Genomic DNA, 23,701 nt, shown 5'->3' with positions numbered 1-23,701 from the left:
TCTCCCAACCTACTCCCCTGTCAGTGCGTTCCACATGAACCGGTAGCTCAGCGCCCGGGTGAATGCGGTCTGTTCATTGTCCGAAGCGGCGGAATGTCCGCCTTCGGTGTCTTCGAAGAACCACACGTTCTCGATTCCGTCCGCCTGCATCCGGGCGGCCATCTTTCGTGCCTGCACCGGCCCCACCCGATCATCCGACGTGGCCGTCCAGAACAGCACCGGCGGATAGGCCTGACCGTCCTCGAGGAGGTGGTAGGGAGAGAACTCTCTGATGAACGCCCAGTCCTCGGCCACGTCCGGGTCTCCGTACTCGGCCTTCCACGAATAGCCGGCGCTGAGCTTCGTGTATCGGGCCATGTCCAGCAGCGGAACGCCGCAGGACACAGCACCGAAGAGCTCGGGATATTGGGTGAGCATATTGCCCACCAGCAGGCCCCCGTTGGATCCGCCGGCGCAGGCGAGCGTCTTCGGGCTCGTCACTCCGCGGGCGATGAGATCGCGTGCCACGGCCGAGTGGTCCTCATAACAGCGCATGCGGTTCTCCCGCATCGCCGAGGTGTGCCATTCGGGTCCGTATTCGCCTCCGCCGCGGATGTTCGCGAGGACATAGACGCCTCGGCGACCTGCCGGGAGGGTGTTGCCGGTGGTGCTGCGGCTGAGCCAGCCGATGCCGACGACGGGTGAGTATCCGGGAGTGCGGCTGACTTCGAAGCCGCCGTAGCCGTCGAGCAGGGTGGGATTCTCTCCGTCGAGCGGGAGGTCGTCGGCTCCGATCTGGAAGTACGGGATCTTCGTCCCGTCGGCGCTGGTGGCGAAGTGCTGTTCGACGCTCAGCCCTTCAGCATCGAACATCGCCGGGGCTGACTTGATCACCTCGATGGTGGACTCCTTCGTTCCCGCAGCTTCGTCCGAGGGGCCCAGGGTGCCGTACGACAATGTCGAGGGCGTGAGGAAGCCGGTGCTGACCATCCAGAAGTCGTTGGCGGTGGCCGGGTCGTACTTGTCGACCGCGCCGAGGCCGACCATATGGTTGGCCGGGACTCCGGGCAGTGCGGATTCGGCGAAGTCGTTGTTCAGGTCGAGGACCGTGAGCTTCGACTGTACGTCGGCGAGCAGCTCGAGCACGAGGTAGTCCCGGGTGAAGGTGAAGGACTGCAGGGAGGTGTGGGCGTCGGGGGTGAAGATCACGCGCGGAGCGATCTCGCCTGCCTTGACCGCATCGATATCGGCGATGGCGAGGCCGCCGGCGGCCACCTCGGTGGTGGCGGACGTCCACGTCGACTGGGGTCGGAAGAGCACGAGGTCGCGCTCGAAGCCGACCTCGACGTCAGTGGGGACGTCGACCCTGTTGAGCGCGTCGGCCCATGCCGTCGGTTCGGCTGACAGCGAACCGTCTGCGCCCGTGATGTCGGCGAGGTCGAGGAAGCTCATCGTCGAGTTGAAGAAGTCGATGGCGTCGATGATGACGGCGCGGTCGGTGGCCTCGGTGTCGGGGCGGATGTCGCTGCCGACGAAGATCGCCACGTGGTCGCGCGGCACTTCGGCGACGATCGGGGCGTCGTCGAGGCTCTGACCGCGGCGGAGCGCTCGGGCTTGGCGTGGGTAGGACGAGGTCGTCAGTGAGTCGGCGTCGGTTTCGGTGGCGACGAGCACGGTGTCGTCGTCGAGCCAGGCCAACCGTGTCTTGGCGGCGGGGATGTCGAAGCCGCCGTCGACGAAGGCGCGGTCGTCGAGGTCGAATTCGCGGACTCGGTGTGAGTCGCCTCCGTCCGGGGACAGGAGGACGAGTGCGCGGCGGTTGTCGCTGCGGCGCGCCATCGCTCCTGACCAGACCCAGGCGGTGTCTTCCTCTGCGGCCAGTTCGTCGAGGTCGAGCAGCACCTCCCAGTCGGGAGTGGCCGTGCGGTAGCTGTCCCAGGAGGTGCGTCGCCACAAGCCCTTCGGGTTCGTCTTGTCCCGCCAGAAGTTATAGAAGTGATCACCGCGTTTGGTGACCATCGGGATGCGGTCGTCGGAGTCCAGCGCAGTGCGCAGATCACCGGAGATGTCGTCGAAGAGGCCGTCGTGAAAACGTTCGAGGGTCTTCGCGTTCTGGTCCTTCACCCAGGCGATCTGCTCCTCGCCGTAGATGTCTTCGAGCCAGAGGTTTTCGTCGTCGGGCAGTTCGGCGTTCACCGTCGAGGCCGCCTTCGAGGAGTCTTCTTCACGCATGCTCCCATCCTAGTGACCGCCGCCGACGCGGCCACGTGTCGCCGCTGACGAGAAACTGTTCTGCCGAGGATTTCTCACCGCGGGCGGCGGAACATGACCAAGCCGGGGTGCCCGTTGGGTGCTTCGGGCCCGTGGCCGAGTTCGGTGAAGCCGAGTTCCTCGTAGAGCCGTCGTGCCGGGCTGTCGATATCGTCGGTCTGCAGCCAACAGCCGAAACGTCCGACCTCCCCGATCCACGCCTCGAGAGTGCGCCGTCCCAAACCTCGTTCGCGCCGGTTCGGATCACGGGCGAGCAGGTTGAGAGCGAAGGTCGATTCGAGTTCGGTCGAAGCCACGCCGAGGCGGCGCTGCAGTTCGAATGCCCACGGATATTTCTGTTCTTCCCATTTCCAATGGTGGCCGTAGGCGAATGAGCTCAGCCGTCCGTCGGGCTGGGTCCGCGTCAATGTCATGAGGACCTGCCCGTTGCGGACGGAGACTTCGTAGACGTCGGCGAACACTGCCGCAAACCTCGGGTCCTCGTTCAGCGGCGGCTCGGCGGCAGCGGCCCCATAGACTGCTTCGACCTCGTTGCGGGGCGGGAGGACTCCGGTGATTCCCGGCCCCGAGGGCATGCCCTGCCACAACGGCCCCATTCCCGTCGGCATCCCCCACACGATTTCGACCGCGGGAACGTCTGCGCGGCCGGAGGGCGCGATGTGGTCAGCGGGCGACGGCTGCCCGTTGAGGTCGTTCATGACTATCACCATAGTCCCGTGATGGAGCGGGCAGTTGAACATTCGGTGACCACTTATCATCGCTTCGGCAGACTCGGTTCACAGCCTGCCTCGGTGTTCGAGGATTGCGGCGCAGAGTAGTTCTTCGGTGGGGCTCATCGGGCGTTCGTCGGCATCAAAGATATCGATTCCGATAGTGGTTCCGCCAACTTCGACAATTGCCGGCTGCGAGGTCCGGCGAACGTACCGCCATGGGATCAGCACCGAGAACGCGTGTTCGGCTTCGTCTGGTGAAGCACCGTCACGGTCGCTCGGGGGAACGGCACGAGGTCCGTCGTCCGGCGGCGCGGCACGGGTTCCCTCGCCGGGCGGCGCGGCACGTGTTTCCTCGCCGAGCGGCGCGGCACGAGGTCCGTCACCGGTCGACGCCGTCGCCTCCGCTGCTTGAACGGGCCCTCGTCCCGGTTCGGGGCCATAGTCTCGTCCCGGCTCGGGACCGTGTTGTCGACCGGGAAGTTGCGGCCGTTCCCGATCGTGCTCCTGATCAGGAGGATCCTGTTGGCCGGGGCCATGCCTCGCACCGAGTCCCCCGTCCTGACCGGAGGCGCATCCGGGATCGGGACCGCTGAGTGGTTTGGTGCGGGTTTTGTAGTGGTGACCGGTCGGTGTGACGACCTCGAGGGAGTCGGCAGTTGCCTTGTGGCGCCACCCTCTGAGCTCTTTGAGATAGTTGCAGGCGGCGCACAGTCCAGAGGCGTTGTCCCACTCGGTTTCGCCGCCGCCGGCAGCCGCGTCGGCATGATCGGCGTGCTGGATGGGGGCCTCGCACCACGGCGAGCGGCAGACGTCGTCGCGGAAGACGACCATGCGTCGAAGCAGCCCGGAGAATTCCCTGCGGCGCGAGTCCATCCTCACGAGCTGCCCGTCTTCGGGCCGAGTGTAGAGCCTGCGGATGAAGGTGGCGGCCTCGTTCTCGGCAACGGCGGCCCTGGCGGCTTGTGCCGGGATCGGGCCGACTCCGGGGAACCATGCCGATTCTTCCCCGGGCCCGAACAGACTGCTTTCCTGCATGATGAGGTGGACTTCAGTGGGCACTGCCGCAGCAGCAGCCTGCCCGGTCAGTCGCTCGACCAAGAGATCCGCAGCGATCTGATTCTGACCTCGACCGTCGGCTCTGCCGGTGGCGATGGCAGTCTGCGCCGACTTCTTGAGGTTGGCGAATGCGGCGACAGCCTGCGGCATCGGCAGCAAAGCGGTCAGATACGCCATATTTCCCGGTGCCGGACGCACACTGACCGAGCGCTCCTCGATACAGCGCTCGAGGTGGTCGACTGCAGCCTTCTGATCGAGTCTCTGTGCGAGAGCCCTCACTTCGTTGCCCAGTCGCCTCACACCCACCTCGGCCAGGCGTCCGGCCATCTGCTCGTCGAGCTCGTGCTTCTTCTCCCGGGGAAGCCAGTCGGATTCCTTTGCGACCGTGCGGGCCTTCTCCTCCGAGATGTCGCCACCTTTCATCGCCCTGTAGACATTGGGCAGATCCAAGAGCAGGGTCCGAGAGAATTTGAGCAGCGCGTTGCCACGGTGCCGGGAGACCTTTCTGGCTAAGCCGATCTCCGCACCGACTCCGAGGCCCTGCTTCTTGCTCGGGATCCCGTCTTCGGCTTCCCGATTCCTGCGGTGCGTATCGAACGTCAGGGATTCGCGGGCCTGCGCGGCGGCGCAGGCGGAAGTCAGCTCCTCGAGAGCCGTGATGCGATCGATCGCCTCTTCCTCGGTCGCGGCAGGAGGCATTTCGGACAGGCTCTCACACCACCGAGCGATCTCGGTGAGCACGTCTGGAACCGGCTTTGCCTCCATGTCCAGAACACTATCGTTCGCCACTGACACGAGATTTCGCGCGACCATCTGTGCAGGTCACAGCTTCATGGAAGCAGATCCGTTGCCAATCGGTTCGAGGTGGAACTGCCCCGCTGCTTTCGCGGCTGCCTCAGCTCAGTTCTTCGCCGGTCGTCTCTCGGGCGAGGAAGCCCATGAGCAGCACGGCGACGACCACAAGCGCGCCGGTGAGGACGAACGTCAGCGCCAGTCCGAGCACGGGCCACATGAACGCACCAAAGACGATCGGGGCGATTCCTGTCGCCAGTCGAGACGCTGCCGACGCCCATCCGAATCCGGATCCGCGCAGGCGGGTGGGATAGAGCTCGGAGACGTAGGTGTAGAGCGTCGGGATGGCGATCTGGATGACGAAGCCGAACCCGATGATTGCGGCCTTCGCAGTCCAGGTGAGGTCGGCGCCGGAGGCTTCGATGAACACTGCCGATCCGACGAGGAGGATCGCGGCCACGATCGACGAGACCCCGAGCACCCATTTGCGACCGAATCGTTCGACGATGAGCGCGGAGACGATCACACCGAGGATGCCCACCGCTGTCATCGACCCGGTGACGAGGAATGCCGCCTGATCGGCCAGCCCCTGCTTCTTGAGGATCCCCGGCAGCCATGTCAGCGCCGCATAGTAGACAAGAAGGACGGAGACGAACAGCGACCAGGCGACGAGAGTCGTTCTCGCGGAATGCTGCCACAGCTGCACCAGCTGACCACTGGCCGCACGCAGCTGCCCACCTACCTTGGGCTCTGCACTCGAGGTCGGCGTCGCAGCAGTCCCTCCGACCGGCTCGTGTGTCCACTCACGCACGTCGGCGCCGGTGCGCTCGACCAGTCGCTTGATGATCGCATCGGCCTCTGCGTAGCGTCCGACCGAGGCCAGATAGAGAGGTGATTCCGGAATCCCGAAACGCACCGCCACCGTCAACAGAGCCGGCACGATCATGACGAGCATGATCAGGCGCCAGTCCCCGAAGCCGAGGAGGTAAGCCGACACGAACGCACAGAGCGAGGCGCCGATCGGCCACCAGCCGTCCATAGCCGTGAGCACGCGTCCGCGGTGACGGCTGGGAGTGAACTCCCCGACGAGGGCGTAGTCGACGGGGATACATCCGCCGAGCCCGAATCCCGCAAAGAAGCGGAAGAGGATGAACCACCCATATGCGGGCGCGAAGGCTCCGGCGACGGTGAAGATCGAGAACACGAGGAGCGTGAGAGTGAAGGCCTTCTTCCGACCGATGACGTCGGCGATGCCGCCCCAAATGAAGGCACCAAGTGCCATGCCGATGAGGTTGGCGGTCGCGATCCAGGCGGCCTGGCCGACGGTGAGACTCCAATAGTCGCTGAGCAGCGGAATGAGGAATCCGTTGAGGGCGACGTCCCATGCGTCGAACATGAAACCGAGCCCGCCGATGATGAAGATGGCACCTTGGGTGCGCCACTTCCATGGCAGGTGAGCGATGACTTCGGAGGCTGTCGGTACCGACGCCGAGGTGGTCGTGTGCACGAAGACACAGTACCCCATTTAACGCACAGCTGAGTAAAATAACTGCCGACCGGTCACCCCGTAATCAACGGCTCCGCAACAGCAGACGGACCGACACAAAGGGCCGGACTCCGCGATCATCGCGACGCCCGGCCCTCCAGAGCCCCGCCCCTCAGGCCAGCCGCACGAGCCAGTTGTTCTTGTCCTCGACGCGTCCGTACTGGATGCCGAGCAGCGTCTTGCGCAGCTCCATGGTCTTCTCACCGGCCTCTTCACCATGGTCGATGGTGAAGTCTTCGCTGACGAGCTTACTGATCGGCGTGATGACCGCGGCGGTGCCGCAGGCGAACGCCTCGACGATCTCGCCGCTGGCCGCACCCTCGCGCCACTCCTCGATGGAGATCTGACGCTCTTCGGCCTCGAGTCCGAGCTGAGGTGCCAGTTCGAGCAGCGAACGGCGGGTGACGCCGTCGAGGATCGAATCGCTCAGCGCCGGGGTGAGCAGCTTGCCGCTCCTCGTCACGAGCATGAGGTTCATGCCGCCGAGCTCGTCGATGTACTTGTTCTCCACTGAGTCGGTGAACAGCACCTGCTGGCAGCCCTTGGCGGCCGCCTCGTTGGTCGCCACCAGCGACGATGCATAGTTGCCGCCGCACTTGGCGAATCCGGTGCCGCCCGCGCCGGCGCGCTTGAGCTTCGGCGAGAGCCAGATCGACACCGGCTTGATGCCGCCGGAGAAGTAGGGTCCGGCCGGTGAGGCGATGACGTAGTAGTCGACCTCGTGGCTGGCCCGCACGCCGAGGAACCGCTCCGTGGCGATCATGAACGGCCGCAGGTAGAGACTCGACTCATCGGCGTCCGACTCCGGCGTCGGAACCCATACCTGATCGAGGCTGACCAGGTGCTTGAGCGAGTTGATGAAGTCCTCTTCGGGCAGCTGCGGCAGCGCGAGACGCTCGGCAGACTTGTTGATGCGCGCGGCATTGCGCTCGGGTCGGAACGTCCATACCGATCCGTCGGCATGACGGTAGGCCTTGAGCCCCTCGAAGATCTCCTGGGCATAGTGGAGGACGGCAGCTGCCGGGTCGAGCAGCAGCGGACCATACGGCCGGACCTCGTGTCCCTGCCAACCGTCATCGATCGTATAGCGGATGTGCGCCATATGGTCGGTGAAGTACTGGCCGAAGCCGGGATCCTTCTTGATGTTCTCGCGCACCAGCTCGGGTTGCGGCTGGAGGTTCTTAAGAACGGTGAAATCTGTCATGAAAACTCTTTTCTCACTTGTGATGAGTGACACTTTCAGGGTAGTCCATCACCCCGGCGCTCGTCGCACCGGGGTGATGTCGTCAAACCTGAAATCGGGTGTCGCTCGGCTGGGTTCATCCTCGCAGAGGTGACCCCATGGTTGCCCATCCGCCCCCTCGCAGAGGTGACCCCATGGTCACCCACTCGCCCCCTCGCAGAGCCGGTCGATCCGGTCAGCCGAGGCGTGCCGCGATCGCGTCGCCCACCTCGGCGGTGGACCGCTTCGTACCGTCGCGCTCGGCGAGGTCGGCCTCCACGGCCGTCTCGATCGCCTTGGCCACGGTCTCGAGCCCCAGATGGGAAGCCATGAGCGCCCCCGAAAGGATCGAGGCGGTCGGGTCGGCGATCTGCTGCCCGGCGATGTCCGGAGCGGACCCGTGGATCGGTTCGAACAGGCTCGGCGCCGTTCCTTCGACATTGAGGTTCCCCGAGGCTGCCAGACCGATTCCGCCGGTGACCGCGGCTGCGAGGTCGGTGAGGATGTCACCGAAGAGGTTGTCGGTGACGATGACGTCGTAGCGCTCGGGATTCGTGACCATGTAGATCGTGCACGCATCGGTGTGCTCGTAGTTGACGGCCACCTCGGGGAATTCCTGCCCGACCTCCTCGACCACGCGACGCCACAGGTGACCGGCGTGGACCATGACATTGTGCTTGTGCACGTAGGTGAGCTTCTTGTTCCGCGCCTGAGCACGGGCGAAGGCATCGCGGACGGCGCGCTCGACGCCGTACCAGGTGTTGACCGAGACCTCGGTCGCGACTTCCTGCGGCGTGTCCGTACGCACGGAACCGCCGGATCCGGTGTACGAGCCCTCGGTGCCCTCGCGGACGACGACGAAGTCGATCTTCCCGGGCTCGGCCAGCGGGCTGGTGACTCCGGCGAACAGCTTCGAGGGACGCAGGTTCACAGCATGCCCCAGCCCGAAGCGCATCTTGAGGATGACTCCGCGCTCGAGCACGCCGGAGGGCACGGACGGATCTCCGCAGGCGCCGAAGAAGATGGCATCATGTTCACGCAGCGATTCGAGCTCTTCGTCGGTGAGCGTCTCACCGGTCTCGTGATAGCGCTGAGCACCGACCTTGTAATCGGTGAGCTCGAGCTCGACGGGCTCGCCGGACACCTCGATGGCGCGCTTGAGGACTTTGAGGCCTTCGGGGACGACCTCGTTGCCGATTCCATCTCCGGGCATGACTGCGATTGAGAACTTCATGCTCACAGAATAGGACTCAATCTCACGATACAACTACAGCGTCTTACAATGTGAACCGTCGTCTGCGCCGTCGCAGAGGGGCGGAGATGCAGCGACGTCGGCGCAACAGTGGCGCGAACACTTCGGACGACGACCGCCGCACCCGCCGCTGCCCCGCGCTCCGTGTGCCGACATGAACAAATTCACGTCTCAATCACTGTTCTCGGCTACACATCCGACGCCGCAGGGACGAAAATGGAGACAGCACCCCAAACCCCGTGGGGGCCAACCGCACCCAGCCCCGAGAGAAAGTCGATCATTGACCGAAATCATCCGCAACGCCCGCGCCGCAGCTCTGCCCGCCAAACTCTCCCGGTCCTGGCTGCTCGTCAATGCTGCGAGGGAGGAACTGTTCACTCCTGCGCAGACCTCGGAAGCGGATTCCGTCATCTTCGACCTCGAGGCTTCTGTCGCCGATGACAAGAAGATCGAAGCCCGCGACAATGTCGTGCGCGCCCTCGACTCGGGAATGTCCGCCTGGGTGCGGATCAACAAGATGGAATCCGAGTTCTGGGCCGACGACCTCGCCGCCGTCGCCATGCTTCCGGGCCTGCGCGGAGTCATGCTGCCCGAGACCGAACGCCCTGAGCAGGTGTCCTACACCGCGATGCGCGCGAAGGCCGGCCTGCCCGTGCTCGCCCTCTTGGAATCGGCCCGCGGAGTGGAGAACGCCACCCGCATCGCCGAGGCGCCCGGCACCTTCCGTCTGGCCTTCGGCACCAATGACTTCCGCAAGGACACCGGCTTCTCCGGCGATCCGATGGCTCTGGCCTATGCCCGCTCACGCCTGACGATCGCCTCTCGCATGGGCGGCCTTCCCGGACCCATCGACGGCCCTTCGGCCGCCGATGCCGATGATGAGAAGGTCTGGGCCGATGCCGAAGTCACACATATGATGGGCATGACCGGAAAGCTCGTCCTCACCGTCGACCAGGTCAACACCCTCAACGAGGCCATGAGCCCGAGCGAAGACGAACGCGATTGGGCCCGCCAGATGCTCGAAGCCGCCGAAGGCGGATCCGAGATCACCGACGGCTCCTACCTGCCGCGCCTGGCCCGCGCCAAGAAGATCGCGTCCATGGCCGACGCCTACGGTCTCTGGAACGCTTGAGCCGACAGCCGCCTTGGCTGCTGTGGGCAACACTGCCCGCCGTCCTGCTCGTCATCGCCTTCGGACTGTGGCTGCATTTCGAGCGCATCGGGCCCACCCCGGTCGATCAGTCCTGGTTGGAGTTCGTCGGCCTCGATAGAGGCTCGGTGCCGTATTGGATCGCCGTCGTCCTCGCCGAGGTCGGCGGCGGCACGGGTGTGGTCATCTGCACCGCGTTGCTCACAGGCGTCTTCGTGTTGCGCAGACGCCTGCGCTCGGCGCTCTTCCTCGTCACTACAATGCTCGCCGGCATCGCCGCCTCGGAGATCCTCAAGGCCATCGTCACCCGGCTGCGCCCCGGCGACCAGCTCTACGAATCCTTGGGGTTCTCCTATCCCTCGGGGCATTCGATGGGCGCCGCCGCACTGGCCATGAGTCTGGCCATCATCGCCTGCCGCCGTCATCAGCTGCGCGGATCGACAGCCCAGGAAGCACAAGCACAAGCACCGAGGATGGGCTTCCATTGGTCGTTCATCCTCGCCGGGATCTGGATCCTCGGCATGATGTGGTCTCGGACAGCGCTCCAGGTCCATTGGCTCACCGACACGATCGCCGGTGCCTTCATCGGCATCGCCGTCGCCGTTCTCGTCGACGAATTCTGGACCCTGACAGCGCAGAGGACCCGTTCACCCCGCTTCGCTCTGTGGCTTGCGGGGTGAACGGGTCCAGCTGCTGAGGGGCTCAGTCCTCCTGGAGCGAGACGCCGGTGAAGGCCGAGGCGTTCACGGCACCGGCCACGGCCTTGACGACCTCGTCCGAGACGACCGAATCCACGGCGAGCACGGACAGCGCCTCGTTGCTCGTCGACGCAGGCGAGACCTGCATTCCCGCGATGTTGACGTTGTTCGCACCGAGCGCCAGACCCAGCTGACCGATGATTCCCGGACGGTCCTCGTAGCGGAAGATCAGCAGGTTGTCGGTCAGTTCGATCTCGAGCGAGTAGCCGTCGACCTCGGTGAGCTTCTGCACGAGCTTCGGACCGGTGACCGTGCCGGACACGGAGATGCGCTGCCCGGTGCTCGTCGTCGCGGTAAGTCGGGTGATGTTGCGGAACGATTCGCAGTACGGATCGGTGACGAGCTCGACGCCGATTCCACGCTCTTCGGCCAGCAGCGGAGCGTTGACATAGGAGACCTGATCGGACACGACGTCCTTGAACAGGCCTTTGAGCGCGGAGAGCTTGAGGACGGAGACGTCCTTGTCGGCGATCTCGCCGTTGACCTCGACCTTGAAGTGCGTGACCGAGGAGTCCGCCAGAGCGTTGACGACCCGGCCCAGACGCTCGGCCAGGGGAATGCCCGGGCGCACATCCTCGTGGATGGCGCCACCTGCGACGTTGACCGCGTCGGGGACGAGTTCCCCGGCCAGGGCCTTGCGCACGGACTTCGCCACGGCGACGCCGGCCTTCTCCTGGGCCTCATGAGTCGAGGCGCCCAGATGCGGGGTGACGTTGACGGCATCGAGATCCATGAGTGCCGAGTGCTCCGGCGGTTCGACGTTCCAGACGTCGATTCCGGCACCGCCGACCTCGCCGTTGGCCACAGCCTCGGCCAGGGCTGCCTCGTCGATGATGCCGCCGCGGGCGACGTTGATGAACCGGGCTCCGGGCTTGGCGGCTTTGAGCTCCTCGGTGCTGATCATGCCGACCGTCTCCGGCGTCTTCGGCATGTGCACGGTGACGAAGTCGGACACGGCGAGCAGACCGGGCAGGTCGAGGACCTCGACGCCCATCTGAGCCGCGCGGGCCTGGGTGATGTAGGGGTCGTAGCCGACGAGTCGCATGCCGAAGGCCTTCGCGCGTTCGGCGACGAGTCCGCCGATGCGGCCGAGGCCGACGATGCCCAGGGTCTTCTCGTAGAGTTCGACGCCGGTGTACTTCTTCCGGTTCCACTCCCCCGCCTTCAGCGAGGTGTTTCCGGCACCGAAGTAGCGAGCCGAGCCGAGGATGTGGGCCATCGTCAGCTCGGCTGCGGAGATGATGTTCGACGTGGGTGCGTTGACGACCATGACACCCGCCGAGGTGGCCGCGGGGACATCGACATTGTCGAGTCCGACGCCGGCGCGGGCGATGACCTTGAGTTTCTTCGCAGCGTTGATGGCTTCGGCGTCGACCTGCGTGGCAGACCGGACGAGGATCGCATCGGCGTCGGCGATGGCGGGCAGGAGCTGGGATCGGTCGGCGCCCTCGGTGTGACGGATCTCGAAGTCTCCTCCGAGAGCTTCGATGGTGGCCGGTGACAGTTCTTCGGCGATGAGCACGACGGGCTTGGGCACTGATTTCCTCCTGTTGCGTCCGGGACGCGTCCACCTTATGAGACTTTCAGGATTCCTTCACAAGGTCTCAGATTCTGGGAAGAATCGCTCAACAGACCGTTCGGGTTGCTCAGAATCCGCGGCGTGCTCAGAATCCGTTCGGAGAATACGGTGCCCGACCGAGGCTGAACATTGCGCTGGCGAGTACGGCGGATCCCGGCGTCTGCTCATCGATGCGTCCGGCCCGCGCGAGGATGACGGGATCGGCGCCGCCGAGGTACAGGGACCCGAGCTCGGCGATGCCGAGCCCCAGGTCTGCCGGCGTCGAATCGGAGGCAGGGGTCACCTCGGCGCTCTCACCATCCGAGGTGATCGTGAAGCGTCCCCCTGCGAGGTCGAGGGAATCGTCGATGTCGATCGTCAGCGTTCCGGGCACGTACCAGGGCCGGGCTTCGAGTGCGGCCTTGACGTCGAGGATGCGGATCCAGATATTGTCCTCGCTCGCGACGGTCTTCACACGCCTGGAATCGGTGAGCAGCCACGGCAGCGGGGAGTATTCGGCGGACTCGCCGAAGGTCACGCGGGTCGACAGGTCGATGGCGGCGAGGAACGACCACAGGGAGGCGTAGGCCGCATCGGTGACGGCCACGAAGTCGATGATGTCGACGGTCGGCGGGGTCTTCGACCAGCCGGCGAACTTGTAGGACACATAGCCGTCGGGCTCGCCCTGTTCGTCGAAGTGCAGGGCCGCGCGGACGCCGCGGTCCTCTTCGCCCGTCTCAGTGTTCAGGGCGCCGGTGGCGCGTTCGATGTAGGTCTGCTGGCGCTCCATCGCCCCGGGCGAGGTCCGCATGAAACGGTCGTAGATCTTCGGAGCGAGTTCGCGCAGCTCGCTGGGCAGGCACATCTCGACACGGCGATCGGGTTCGCGGACCATTTTGAAGCCGGGAGAGGTGTCGACCTCGATCGAACGCAGCCAGGTCGCCACACCGAAGCCGAAGCGCGAGTAGATTCCGCCTTCGGTCGCGGTCAGTGCGGCGAACGGGTAGCCGGCCGCCTTCGCCTCGGCGAGGTCCGTGGTCATCAGCGACCGCAGCAGACCGCGCCGCCGGTGGGTCGGTCGCACCGTGATCCAGGTGATGAGGTGACCCGGGACCAGCCGACCGCCGCCGACGTTGACGAGTTTTTCGAACCAGGCAAAGGTCGCGACCGGGATCGACGAATCCAATCCGTGGCCGAACTCCTGGTCGGCGTAGACGGCGGTGAGCTTGCGCCCATCGGCGATCGCCCGCTTCACCCTGCCCACCAGGGCCGCATCCGTCGAACGCGGGTCGTGGAAGCCCACACTCGTCGAGGCGAAGTACGCCTTGGTGCGCTCATCCGGCTCGCCGGCGGCTTCGTCGATGGTGGGCTCGAAGTCTTCGAATCTGTAATTCGTCACACATCCACAGTAGTCCAGATCACCCTCCATGCCCACGAATGATTGCGCTCAGGCTAGGCAGAGGGCTCACAGATCCCAGACGGACCGGCCGATCGCCGCCCACGGGAGCCGACCGTCCGCAGACCGAGAAAGCATCCAGACTTTGCCCAGGAGGAATTCAGGAGTAATAATTGTTGAGCAGTTCAGGCAACCAAGCCGAACCCGGCCACCTCCGGGTCGCACCCGCCCTTCTCCGAGCACACCCGCTCGACTCAAGAACGGCGACGCCGTCGAAGAAAGCAGAACATGGCTCAAGCACCACCCCCACGCGGTCAGCGCATCACCGCCTGGACGCGCCTGAGGCGGTCCCGTCCCGCCATGATCGGCCTCGCGCTCGTCGTCTTCTTCGTCGCCCTCGCTGCGCTCGCTCCCGCATTCTCTGCGATCACCGGCAACAGCCCGTATGCCTACAACCCGGATGCACTCGGCCCTGACACAGCCCCGACCGAACCATTGGGCGGAGTAAGTGCTCAACACTGGTTCGGCGTCGAACCCCGCACGGGCCGAGATCTCTTCGCCATCGTCAGCTATGGGGCGCAGGTGTCACTGCTCATCGGTCTTGCCTCCACCGCGGTGTCCATCATCGTCGGCGTCGCCGTCGGCCTCATCGCCGGCTTCTACGGTGGAGTCGCTGACCGTCTGCTCTCCAGGCTGACCGACATCATCTTCGGCTTCCCGTTCCTCATCTTCGCCATCGCATTGTCCGCAACGGTCCCGGCCAGCGTCCCCCGACCGCTGCTGCTCATCCTCGTCATCGGGTTCTTCGGCTGGCCGTCGATCGCCCGCGTCGTCCGCAGCGAGACCCTGTCCTTGCGGGAGCGCGGATTCGTCCGCGCCGCCGCGGCGCAGGGCATCGGCAGCGGCCGCATCATCATCCGCGAGATCATTCCGAACATCCTCGCCACCATCATCGTCTTCACGACAGTGTCGATTCCGGGCAAGATCGGCGCCGAGGCTGCGCTGTCCTTCCTCGGCGTCGGCGTCAACCCGCCCACTCCGTCATGGGGCCGATCGATCTCCGATGCCATCAGCTGGGTCCAAGTCGACCCGATGTATCTCATCTTCCCCGGAATGGCACTGTTCCTCGTCACGCTCGGATTCAACATGTTCGGCGACGGCCTCCGCGATGCCCTCGACCCGTCCGAGGCTGAGGCCTCGACAACCACCAGCACCGAGGCGGCCCCCGCGGCTGCTCCCGTCTCGACTGATCCGCTGAGCGCGGGAGGGCAGGCATGAACCGCACGAAATTCATCCTCATGCGCCTCCTCGGCGCGGCCTTCGTACTGCTCATCATCGCCGCTGCGTGCTTCGCGATCTTCTACCTCATGCCTGCGAACCCGGCACAGTATTCGTGCGGCAAACCCTGCTCCCCGGAACGTCTGGCCGAGGTCGAGCGCTATCTCGGCGTCGATCAGGCCTGGTGGAAGCAGCTCTTCGACTTCCTCGGCGGCATCGTCGGCGGGCGCACCTATGGTGAGGGCGCGGCCGCAATCCACTGCAACGCACCCTGCTTCGGGTATTCGTTCCGTCTGCGCGATTCGGTCACCGATCTCGTCATCGACCGCCTGCCGATCACGTTCTCGCTCACCCTCGGAGCTGCGGTCCTGTGGGGAATCGGCGGAATAGCCGCCGGTCTCATCGCCGCTCTCAAACGCGGAACTGCCGCCGACAGCACGGTCATGGGCGCCGCCATCACCGGCATCTCCGCACCGACCTATCTGCTCGGGCTGCTCGGCATCCTCCTCTTCGGCTTCACCCTCAATGTGCTGCCGATCGGCGGCTACGTGCCGTTCACCGAGAACCCCGGAATGTGGGCCTTCCACCTCATCCTGCCGTGGATCGTGCTCGCCATCGCCAACGGCGCCATCTATGCCCGGCTCACTCGCGGACAGATGCTCGAAGTGCTCAGCCAGGACTTCATCCGCACTGCCAGGGCCAAGGGACTGTCCGAAACGACGGTGATCGGCAAACACGGCCTGCGCAACCTCGTGGTTCCTCTGACCACCCTCTTCGCCATCGATATCGGCGGACTCCTCGGCGGGGCCGTGATCACGGAGAAGGTCTTCGGGCTCGGCGGAGTCGGGACTCTGCTGCTCGAATCGGTGTCGAACCTCGACATCCAGGTCATCGTCGGTGTGACTCTCTTCGCAGCCGCCGTCGTCATCATCGCCAACCTGCTGGCCGATCTCAGCTATTCGCTGCTCGACCCGCGAATCAAGGCCGTCCGATGAACGGTGACCGGCCGATGAGCACCGCACACGAACACATGCGCACGGGGCCGCCTCGGCGGCGATGTCGATACCAGCTCTCCTCCTCATTCGTCTCTTGACCGACTTCGCGACGCAGTCAGCGCCGCACATCCGAAAGGCACACCATGAAACGCGCAGCACTCATCGCCGCCACCCTGTCCTTGGGTCTCGTCCTCACCGGCTGCAATGCCAACCCTGAACTGAACGAGGACGGCGGGGAGTCCAACACCCTCGGCGAAACGCACAAGGGCGGGACGCTCAACATCTTCTCCGACGCCCCGGACATGGACTTCGATCCGGGCAAGAGCCAGGGCCTGGCGATCACGTCCCTGTCGTTCGTCCACCGCCGCCTGACCACCTGGGACATCCAGCCAGGCAAACAGGCGAAGGTCGTCCCGGATCTCGCCACTGACACCGGTACAGCCAGCGACGACGGCAAGACCTGGACCTTCACGCTGAGGGACGGGCTGAAGTACGAAGACGGCTCGGAGATCACCTCGGCCGATATCAAGTACGGCATCGAACGCTCCTTCTCCACCGAACTCTCCGGAGGGCTCAGCTATCACAAGACGCTGCTTGAGGGCGGCGATGACTATGCGGGCCCGTTCAAGGGCAAGGAGCTCAAGTCCGTCGAGACTCCTGATGAGAAGACGATCGTCTTCCACCTCGATTCCTCGTTCGGCGACTTCCCGTGGATCGCGTCGATGCCGGCCTTCTCCCCCGTGCCCGAGTCGAAGGACGATCCGGGCAAATACGGCCTCGATCCCATCGCATCGGGTCCGTACAAGGTCGAGTCGAACAAGTCCGGTGCCGAGGCGGTGCTGACCCGCAATGACAATTGGGATGAGAAGACCGATCCGGTGCGCACCGCCGGCCCCGACGAAGTCGTCTTCAAACTCGGTCAGGATGCTTCGGTGACTGCGCAGGCGCTCATCTCCGATTCCGGGGATGCGAAGAACGGCTTCTCGGCAAGCTTCGTGCCCGCTGCTCAGCTCGCCCAGGTGCAGAACGATCCGAATGCGAAGTCGCGTCTGGTCACCTCAGGCCCCGGAGCTTTGTCATACCTGGCGATGAACAACGATTCGAAGGGACTCGACAACGTCAAGGTTCGTCAGGCGATCAACTATGCGGTGAACAAGGACACGTTCCGCATCGCCGCCGGAGGCGAGATCTCGGGCGACTTCGCCTCGACCCTCATCACCCCAGGCATCCCCGGACGCGTCGACTACGACCTGTACGAGGCGAAGCCGGAAGGCGATGTGGAGAAGGCGAAGTCCCTGCTCGAGGAATCCGGAGAGAAGCTCGGTGACCTCAAGCTGCTCGTCGCCAATGACGCCACCTCCGTGTCCGAAGCAGAAGCTGTCCAGGAAGCACTGGCACGCGCCGATATCAAGGTGACCATCAAATCCGTCGACTCGAACACCTTCTCCGCCGACGCAACGGATGCCAAGGGCGACTACGATCTCGCCCTGAGCTCCTGGCAGCCGGACTTCCCATCGGCCAACGGCAATATCGCTCCGCTCTTCGACTCCTCACAGATCGGCAACGGCAACTACAACATTTCGCACTTCTCCGATGAGAAGGTCGATGCCCTCATCAAGAAGGCCACCGAGACCGTCGACCCGACCGCAGCGCAGAAGGTCTGGGCCGAGGCCGACAAGGCGATCATGGAGCAGGCGCCGATCGTACCGCTGACCTATAACAAGAACTCCTACCTGCACGGGTCGAACGTGGAGAACTTCGTCATCGGCGACTTCCCCGCCTACCCGGTATACTTCAAGGCATCGCTGAAGGGCTGATCCATGGTTGCCGATTCTGCGCCGTCGCCTGAGACCGTTCCGACTGACCGCGCTGCACTGTCCTATCGTGACCACAGCGTGTCGTTCGGACCGAAGGCCATCACCCGTGAGGTGTCTTTCGACCTCGTTCCCGGCCGGATCCTCGCCCTCGTCGGCGAGTCCGGTTCGGGCAAGTCCGTGACCGCACTGGCTGCACTCGGCTTGGCAGGAAGCGCGGAGCAGACGGGGTCCGTGCTTCTGAGCTCTGCGGGCCTAACCGGTACAGCTGCAGACAGCCGTGAACTCGTCGGGCTCGACCCCACCGGGCTGCGCGGAGTGCGTGGGGCGGAGATCGGCGTCGTCTTCCAAGAGCCGATGAGCGCGTTCAATCCGATGTTCCGCCTCGGTCATCAGATCGCCGAGGCGGTTCGTGCTCACCGTCACCGCGCGGGCTCTTCGCCGGGTGGAGCAGAACCCGCTGGAGGTGCGGAGGCGACGGCCGGTGCCGCATCTGCTGCCGAAACATCGGTGAGAGACCGGGTACGAGCCCAGTTGGTCAAGGTCGGCCTCGACGACCCGGACCGGATCATGCGAGCCTATCCGCATCAGCTATCGGGTGGTCAGCTGCAGCGAGCGATGATCGCCTTGGCGACGGTCAATGCCCCGCGTGTGCTCATCGCCGACGAACCGACGACGGCTCTCGATGTCACGGTCCAGACGGGCATCCTCGACCTTCTCCGCTCCCAAGCGACTGAGGAAGGGCAGGCCGTCCTCCTCATCACCCACGATATGGGTGTCGTCGCCGATATCGCCGACGAAGTGGCCGTGATGAAGAACGGTCGCATCGTCGAACAGGGCAAGGTCGACGAGCTGTTCTCGGACCCGCAGGAAGAATATACGCGCCAGCTGCTGGCTGCGGTCCCCCGCCTCGGTGACTTCGGATCTGGAAGGTCGAAACCGGAGACCGGTTCATCCAGCGCTCCGGATGTATCGACAGCACCAGATGGAGAAACAGCTCCGGCAATCGCCGCCGAGCTCAGATCCGCCACAGTCGTGCACAGGAGCTCGGCGGGCCCGGTCACCGCGATCGAGGGCATCGACCTGCAGATTCCTGCCGGTTCGATCACCGGACTCGTGGGCGAATCCGGTTCCGGGAAGTCGACGATCGCCACTGTCCTCACCGGCGGGCAGAAGCTCAGCAGCGGTCAGGTCTTCGTCGACGGTCAGGCCGTGTCCACCCGCCCGAACCGGGCTCAGCGACGTCGCCGCGCCGATATCGGTGTGGTCTTTCAGGACCCACGCGGCGCACTCAATCCGCGGCGGACCATCGGTTCTCAGATCGGCGAGCCCCTGCGGGTCCATCGTCGCCTCGATTCTCACACAATCGACGCACGCGTGGCTGCGCTCCTCGACGATGTGCAGCTGCCCGGTGACTTCGCCGAGCGCTATCCGCACGAGCTCTCCGGTGGTCAGCGTCAGCGTGTGGCCATTGCGCGGGCACTCGCTCTGGATCCGAAGCTGCTCATCGCCGATGAGCCGACGTCCGCGCTCGACGTTTCGGTCCAACGCGGGGTGCTGCGTCTGCTGGCCGAACTCCACGAGGTCCACGATTTCGCCTGTCTGTTCATCAGTCATGACCTTGCAGTCATCGAGCAGCTCGCCTCCACCGTCGTCGTGCTCAGGCATGGAGCGATCGTCGAACAGGGCACGAGCGCTCAAGTGCTCACTGCGCCCCAGCAGGCGTATACGAAGGAGCTCATCGAATCCGCTCCCCTGCCGGATCCGCAGATCCAAGCCGCCAGACGCGCTGCCCGGCTGGCCGCGTGACCCGGCGAGCCGGCTGCCAGAGTGACAGCACCGGCCGTCTGACCAGCCGAGATCTGTGAATGTGAAGGAGCCCTGGACACCGAATGGTGTCCAGGGCTCCTTCTCTCAGCTCTCCCAGCTGGGGCGGTCATAGCATCGCAGCGTTGGGGCCGCCTCGGCGAGGTTGAGACTCAGCCGATGATTCCGACTCAGCGAGCGGCAGTGCCCTCGGTGTAGTCGTCGTCGGAGTCCTTGAGCCATGCGAACATCTTGCGCAGCTCGCGACCGGTGGATTCGATCGGGTGCTGCTCTTCCTTGGCACGCAGCTCCTTGAACTCCGGTGCGCCGTTCTTCTGGTCGTTCATGAAGCGCTCGGCGAACTTTCCGTTCTGGATGTCGTCGAGGACGCCCTTCATGTTCTCCTTCACCTCGGGGGTGATGACCCGCGGGCCGGAGACGTAGTCGCCGTACTCAGCGGTGTCGGAGCAGGACCAACGCTGCTTGGCGATGCCGCCCTCGACCATGAGGTCGACGATGAGCTTGAGCTCGTGGAGGACCTCGAAGTAGGCGATCTCGGGCTGGTAGCCGGCCTCGGTCAGGGTCTCGAAGCCGTACTGGACGAGGTGCGAGACACCGCCGCAGAGCACGGTCTGCTCACCGAACAGGTCGGTCTCGGTCTCCTCGGTGAAGGTGGTCTTGATGCCGCCGGCGCGCAGGCCGCCGATGCCCTTGGCGTAGGACAGCACGGTGTCCCAGGCCTTGCCGGAGGCGTCGACCTCGACGGCGACGAGCACGGGCACACCGCGGCCGTCGACGAACTCACGACGAAGCACGTGGCCGGGACCCTTCGGGGCGACCATGATGACGTCGACGCCCTCGGGAGCCTTGATGTAGTCGTAGCGGATGTTGAAGCCGTGGATGAACACGAGGGTCTTGCCGGGAGCCAGCTGATCCTTGATCTCGTTGTTGAAGATCTCGGCCTGAACCTGGTCGGGTGCGGCGATGGTGATGACATCGGCCCATGCGGCCACCTCGGCGGGGGTGCCGACCTCGAGGCCCTCTGCCGTGGCCTTGTCGCGGCTGGCCGAGCCTTCTTTGAGGCCGATGCGGACTTCGGCGCCGGAGTCGCGCAGGCTCAGCGAGTGGGCGTGGCCCTGGCTGCCGTAGCCGATGACGGCGACCTTCTTGCCCTGGATGATCGACAGGTCTGCATTGTCGTCGTAATAGCGTTCTGCTGCCATAGTTCTAGCTCCTTCGGGTTACGGGGTGATGTCCCCATTGTTTCACAGTTCGGTACTGCTGTTCACGTATTGAGATGAGCGGGGTTCCACAAGTTGGAACGCGAAATCAGCCACGCAGTGCGCGGTCGGTGATCGACTTCGCCCCGCGGCCGATGGCCACGGTTCCCGACTGCACGATCTCCTTGATCCCAAAGGGTTCGAGGACCTCGCGCAGGGCTTCGACCTTGCCGAGCTCACCGGTGGCCTCGATGCTCACGGAGTCGGGTCCGACGTCGACGATCTTCGCCCGGAACATCTCCACCGCCGAGGCGACCTGGGGTCGTGTGGCCGCATTCGCCTTCACCTTGTAGATGATGTGCGCACGACGCACCGAGGACTCGGGTTCGAGTTCGACGATCTTGATGACGTTGACGAGCTTGTTCAGCTGCTTCGTCACCTGTTCCAGCGGAACGTCGTTGACGTCGACGACGACGGTGATCCGGCTCAGCTCCTCATGTTCTGTCACACCGACGGCGAGGCTGTGGATATTGAAGCCGCGGCGGGCGATGAGCCCGGTGAACCGGGTGAGCACGCCGGGCTTGTTCTCGACCAGGACAGAGAGTGTATGTCGGCTGCTGTTCATTCCAGGCCTCCTTCGATCTGAGCCACGGAACGCACCGTGCCGTCTTCGTTCGCTCCGGCCTCGGCGATGGCGGCCTCGGCCTCCTCTTCGCCCTCTCCGTCGAACTCGGGACGGATGCCGCGGGCGTACTCGATCTCATCGTTCGACACGCCTGCCGCGACCATCGGCCACACCATCGCATCCGGTGGGACCGTGAAGTCGAGGACGACCGGTCGGTCATTGATCGACAGCGCCTTCTCGATCGCGGCGTCGACATCCTCGTTGCGGTCCACGCGGATCGCCTCACAGCCGTAGGCTTCGGCCAGTTTGGCGAAGTCGGGGATGCGGATCGTCTCGTGCCCGGTGTTGAGGTCGGTGTTCGAGTAGCGGCCGTCGTAGAACAGGGTCTGCCACTGACGGACCATGCCCAGCGACGAGTTGTTGATGATCGCGACCTTGATCGGGATGTTGTTGAGCGCACAGGTGGCCAGCTCCTGATTCGTCATCTGGAAGCAGCCGTCACCGTCGATCGCCCACACCACGCGGTCGGGCTGGCTGACCTTCGCACCCATGGCCGCGGGCACGGAGTAGCCCATGGTGCCGAGCCCGCCGGAGTTCAGCCAGGACTTGGGGCGTTCGAATTCGATGAACTGAGCGGCCCACATCTGGTGCTGCCCCACGCCTGCGGCATAGACCGCCTCGGGGCCGGTGAGCGCAGAGATCCGGGAGATGACGTATTGCGGATCGCACAGTTCGCCGTGCGTCTCATAGCCGAGCGGGTAGGTCTGCTTGAGACGGTTGAGGAAGCGCCACCACGGTTCGCGCTGGCGTTCCAGAGCCTTGGGGAACTTGCTGCGCATCTCTGCGAGCATCTCGGCGAGCACTTCGCGGGCATCGCCGACGATGGCGACATCAACCTCTCGGTTCTTGCCGATCTCGGCAGGGTCGATATCGGCGTGGATGACCTGGGCGTTCGGGGCGAACGAGTCCAGCTTTCCGGTCACGCGGTCGTCGAAGCGGGCACCGATGGCGATGAGCAGGTCGGCCTTCTGGAAGGCGGTGACGGCAGGCACGCTGCCGTGCATTCCGGGCATGCCCAAGTGCAGCTGATGCGAGTCGGGGAAGGCTCCGCGCGCCATGAGCGTGGTCACCACGGGGATGTTCGTGGCCTCTGCCAGGCGCAGCAGCTCCTTCTCAGCCTCCGAGCGGATGACTCCACCGCCGATGTAGAACACCGGGCGCTGAGCCTCGGACATCAGGCGTGCGGCCTCGCGGATCTGCTTGGCGTGCGGCTTGAGGATCGGGCGGTAGCCGGGCAGCACCGGCTCTTCCGGCCAGACGAACGGGGCCGTGCCGGTCTGCGCATCCTTGGTGATGTCGACGAGCACGGGGCCGGGACGGCCGGTTGTCGCGATGTGGTGGGCGTTGACGAGCGCCGCCGGAATGTCCTCGGCACGTGTGACGAGGAAGCTGTGCTTGGTCACCGGCATCGTCATGCCGACGATATCGGCTTCCTGGAAGGCGTCGGTGCCGAGCAGCGACGAGGCCTGTTGACCCGTGATCGCGAGCATCGGCACGGAGTCCATGTGCGCATCGGCCAGAGCCGTGATGAGGTTGGTCGCGCCCGGACCCGAGGTGGCGATGCACACGCCGAGCTTGCCCGATGCGGCCGCATAGCCTTCGGCCGCGTGGCCGGCGCCCTGCTCGTGACGGACGAGGATGTGACGGATCTTGTCCGTCTCGAACAGCGGGTCGTAGGTGGGAAGGATGGTTCCGCCGGGAAGCCCGAATACCGTGTCGACCTCGAGCTTCTCGAGGCTGCGGACGATCGCCTGTGCGCCGGTGAGGACCTCCGGCCCGGTGTTGCGGCGAATGCTGGACGGTGTGGCTGTGACCGGTGCGGACGCGGGTTGAGTGCCCGTGTCTTTCGCGGTCGAGGGCTTGGCTGCCATCGATTCCTATCCTTCCTGGGTTTCCTTCTCATCTCCGCATTAAAAAAGCCCCTCCGGATTCGGTAGGGGCGCGCGGAACGTGTCGTCTCGACAGGCTACGGAAGATCCGCGCGCTGGGTAATAACGACGACAAGAAGGTGAGTCATGCCTCAATAGTTCCCCGCAGCACTCGAGGGTGTCAAACCTCGCAAACGTTCGTCCCGACATTCGAGACCGACGATGATTGCCAGGCGAGACTCGCCGAGGCGGCCCAGCGTCCCCATTCCCCACCGCCGTTCCGCTCGACCTCAATTTTCAGCGCACAGAGAAACGGGAAGCCTGTTTGCCGGATTCGTGGAA

At 64.8% G+C, this 23,701-nt stretch carries 17 protein-coding genes; 6 read left to right on the top strand and 11 right to left on the bottom strand.

Going from position 1 to position 23,701, the window contains the following annotated elements:
• Positions 1-9: 9 nt before the first annotated feature.
• From HIM68_RS08110 to HIM68_RS08085, 6 genes are all read right to left on the bottom strand, one after another.
• Complete coding sequence (locus tag HIM68_RS08110; RefSeq protein ID WP_172171223.1) at positions 10-2,211, bottom strand: prolyl oligopeptidase family protein; 2,202 nt, start codon at positions 2,209-2,211, stop codon at positions 10-12.
• A gap of 74 nt (positions 2,212-2,285) precedes the next feature.
• Positions 2,286-2,948, bottom strand: a complete 663-nt coding sequence (locus tag HIM68_RS08105; protein ID WP_172171221.1) for a GNAT family N-acetyltransferase — start codon at positions 2,946-2,948, stop codon at positions 2,286-2,288.
• Between the two features lie 78 nt (positions 2,949-3,026).
• On the bottom strand, positions 3,027-4,784 hold the full coding sequence (locus HIM68_RS08100) for a DUF222 domain-containing protein (protein ID WP_172171219.1): 1,758 nt from the start codon (positions 4,782-4,784) through the stop codon (positions 3,027-3,029).
• Positions 4,785-4,914: 130 nt separating this feature from the next.
• Positions 4,915-6,318, bottom strand: coding sequence for an MFS transporter (locus HIM68_RS08095; protein WP_367647473.1), 1,404 nt, complete (start codon positions 6,316-6,318; stop codon positions 4,915-4,917).
• 151 nt (positions 6,319-6,469) lie between these two features.
• The gene (locus HIM68_RS08090; protein ID WP_172171215.1) at positions 6,470-7,561 is read right to left on the bottom strand and encodes a branched-chain amino acid aminotransferase; all 1,092 of its coding nucleotides are present in this window, start codon (positions 7,559-7,561) and stop codon (positions 6,470-6,472) included.
• 214 nt (positions 7,562-7,775) lie between these two features.
• On the bottom strand, positions 7,776-8,813 hold the full coding sequence (locus tag HIM68_RS08085; protein WP_172171213.1) for a 3-isopropylmalate dehydrogenase: 1,038 nt from the start codon (positions 8,811-8,813) through the stop codon (positions 7,776-7,778).
• A gap of 298 nt (positions 8,814-9,111) precedes the next feature.
• Here HIM68_RS08085 and HIM68_RS08080 point away from each other — a divergent pair, with 298 nt between their 5' ends.
• Together HIM68_RS08080 and HIM68_RS08075 are read left to right on the top strand one after the other, a co-directional pair.
• Positions 9,112-9,963, top strand: coding sequence for a CoA ester lyase (locus HIM68_RS08080; protein ID WP_139468861.1), 852 nt, complete (start codon positions 9,112-9,114; stop codon positions 9,961-9,963).
• A complete protein-coding gene (locus HIM68_RS08075) occupies positions 9,960-10,661 on the top strand; it encodes a phosphatase PAP2 family protein (RefSeq protein ID WP_172171211.1) in 702 nt (233 codons plus the stop codon). The genes HIM68_RS08080 and HIM68_RS08075 overlap by 4 nt, the downstream gene beginning before the upstream one ends.
• A gap of 22 nt (positions 10,662-10,683) precedes the next feature.
• Here HIM68_RS08075 and serA read toward each other — a convergent pair whose 3' ends face one another.
• Together serA and HIM68_RS08065 are read right to left on the bottom strand one after the other, a co-directional pair.
• A complete protein-coding gene (gene serA, locus HIM68_RS08070) occupies positions 10,684-12,276 on the bottom strand; it encodes a phosphoglycerate dehydrogenase (protein WP_172171209.1) in 1,593 nt (530 codons plus the stop codon).
• A gap of 127 nt (positions 12,277-12,403) precedes the next feature.
• Entirely contained in the window at positions 12,404-13,696 is a 1,293-nt protein-coding gene (locus tag HIM68_RS08065; RefSeq protein WP_139908478.1) for a GNAT family N-acetyltransferase, read from the bottom strand.
• Positions 13,697-13,981: 285 nt separating this feature from the next.
• On the opposite strand from HIM68_RS08065, the gene HIM68_RS08060 reads away from it, so the two are divergent.
• The 4 genes from HIM68_RS08060 to HIM68_RS08045 all read left to right on the top strand — a co-directional run bounded on the left by HIM68_RS08060 (position 13,982) and on the right by HIM68_RS08045 (position 19,589).
• Complete coding sequence (locus HIM68_RS08060; RefSeq protein WP_172171207.1) at positions 13,982-14,971, top strand: ABC transporter permease; 990 nt, start codon at positions 13,982-13,984, stop codon at positions 14,969-14,971.
• Positions 14,968-15,966, top strand: coding sequence for an ABC transporter permease (locus HIM68_RS08055; RefSeq protein WP_172171205.1), 999 nt, complete (start codon positions 14,968-14,970; stop codon positions 15,964-15,966). Before HIM68_RS08060 ends, HIM68_RS08055 begins: the two co-directional genes overlap by 4 nt.
• Positions 15,967-16,109: 143 nt before the next feature.
• Positions 16,110-17,783, top strand: a complete 1,674-nt coding sequence (locus tag HIM68_RS08050; RefSeq protein WP_172171203.1) for an ABC transporter substrate-binding protein — start codon at positions 16,110-16,112, stop codon at positions 17,781-17,783.
• Between the two features lie 3 nt (positions 17,784-17,786).
• Positions 17,787-19,589: an ABC transporter ATP-binding protein gene (locus HIM68_RS08045; RefSeq protein ID WP_172171201.1), complete on the top strand. Its 1,803-nt coding sequence runs from the start codon at positions 17,787-17,789 to the stop codon at positions 19,587-19,589.
• Between the two features lie 188 nt (positions 19,590-19,777).
• Here the strand turns inward: HIM68_RS08045 and ilvC are convergent, their stop codons facing one another.
• From ilvC to HIM68_RS08030, 3 genes are all read right to left on the bottom strand, one after another.
• Positions 19,778-20,809 (bottom strand): ketol-acid reductoisomerase, encoded by a 1,032-nt coding sequence (gene ilvC, locus HIM68_RS08040; protein ID WP_172171199.1) that lies wholly within the window; start codon positions 20,807-20,809, stop codon positions 19,778-19,780.
• A 106-nt stretch (positions 20,810-20,915) separates the two neighbouring features.
• Positions 20,916-21,431, bottom strand: a complete 516-nt coding sequence (gene ilvN, locus HIM68_RS08035; RefSeq protein ID WP_139468869.1) for an acetolactate synthase small subunit — start codon at positions 21,429-21,431, stop codon at positions 20,916-20,918.
• On the bottom strand, positions 21,428-23,362 hold the full coding sequence (locus tag HIM68_RS08030) for an acetolactate synthase large subunit (RefSeq protein ID WP_139468870.1): 1,935 nt from the start codon (positions 23,360-23,362) through the stop codon (positions 21,428-21,430). Before HIM68_RS08030 ends, ilvN begins: the two co-directional genes overlap by 4 nt.
• Between the last annotated feature and the right edge of the window lie 339 nt (positions 23,363-23,701).

Source organism: Brevibacterium sp. CT2-23B, assembly GCF_013168765.1.
GTDB lineage: Bacteria > Actinomycetota > Actinomycetes > Actinomycetales > Brevibacteriaceae > Brevibacterium > Brevibacterium sediminis.
This window is presented reverse-complemented; position numbering and strand designations above follow the sequence as displayed.

Bases quoted from the DNA above. Each gene is read 5' to 3' on its own strand.
- ilvN (WP_139468869.1), bottom strand. From the start codon at position 21,431: ATGAACAGCAGCCGACATACACTCTCTGTCCTGGTCGAGAACAAGCCC.
- HIM68_RS08055 (WP_172171205.1), top strand. From the start codon at position 14,968: ATGAACCGCACGAAATTCATCCTCATGCGCCTCCTCGGCGCGGCCTTC.
- HIM68_RS08050 (WP_172171203.1), top strand. From the start codon at position 16,110: ATGAAACGCGCAGCACTCATCGCCGCCACCCTGTCCTTGGGTCTCGTC.
- HIM68_RS08100 (WP_172171219.1), bottom strand. From the start codon at position 4,784: ATGGAGGCAAAGCCGGTTCCAGACGTGCTCACCGAGATCGCTCGGTGG.
- HIM68_RS08030 (WP_139468870.1), bottom strand. From the start codon at position 23,362: ATGGCAGCCAAGCCCTCGACCGCGAAAGACACGGGCACTCAACCCGCG.
- HIM68_RS08090 (WP_172171215.1), bottom strand. From the start codon at position 7,561: ATGACAGATTTCACCGTTCTTAAGAACCTCCAGCCGCAACCCGAGCTG.
- ilvC (WP_172171199.1), bottom strand. From the start codon at position 20,809: ATGGCAGCAGAACGCTATTACGACGACAATGCAGACCTGTCGATCATC.
- HIM68_RS08105 (WP_172171221.1), bottom strand. From the start codon at position 2,948: ATGAACGACCTCAACGGGCAGCCGTCGCCCGCTGACCACATCGCGCCC.
- HIM68_RS08045 (WP_172171201.1), top strand. From the start codon at position 17,787: ATGGTTGCCGATTCTGCGCCGTCGCCTGAGACCGTTCCGACTGACCGC.
- HIM68_RS08060 (WP_172171207.1), top strand. From the start codon at position 13,982: ATGGCTCAAGCACCACCCCCACGCGGTCAGCGCATCACCGCCTGGACG.
- HIM68_RS08085 (WP_172171213.1), bottom strand. From the start codon at position 8,813: ATGAAGTTCTCAATCGCAGTCATGCCCGGAGATGGAATCGGCAACGAG.
- HIM68_RS08110 (WP_172171223.1), bottom strand. From the start codon at position 2,211: ATGCGTGAAGAAGACTCCTCGAAGGCGGCCTCGACGGTGAACGCCGAA.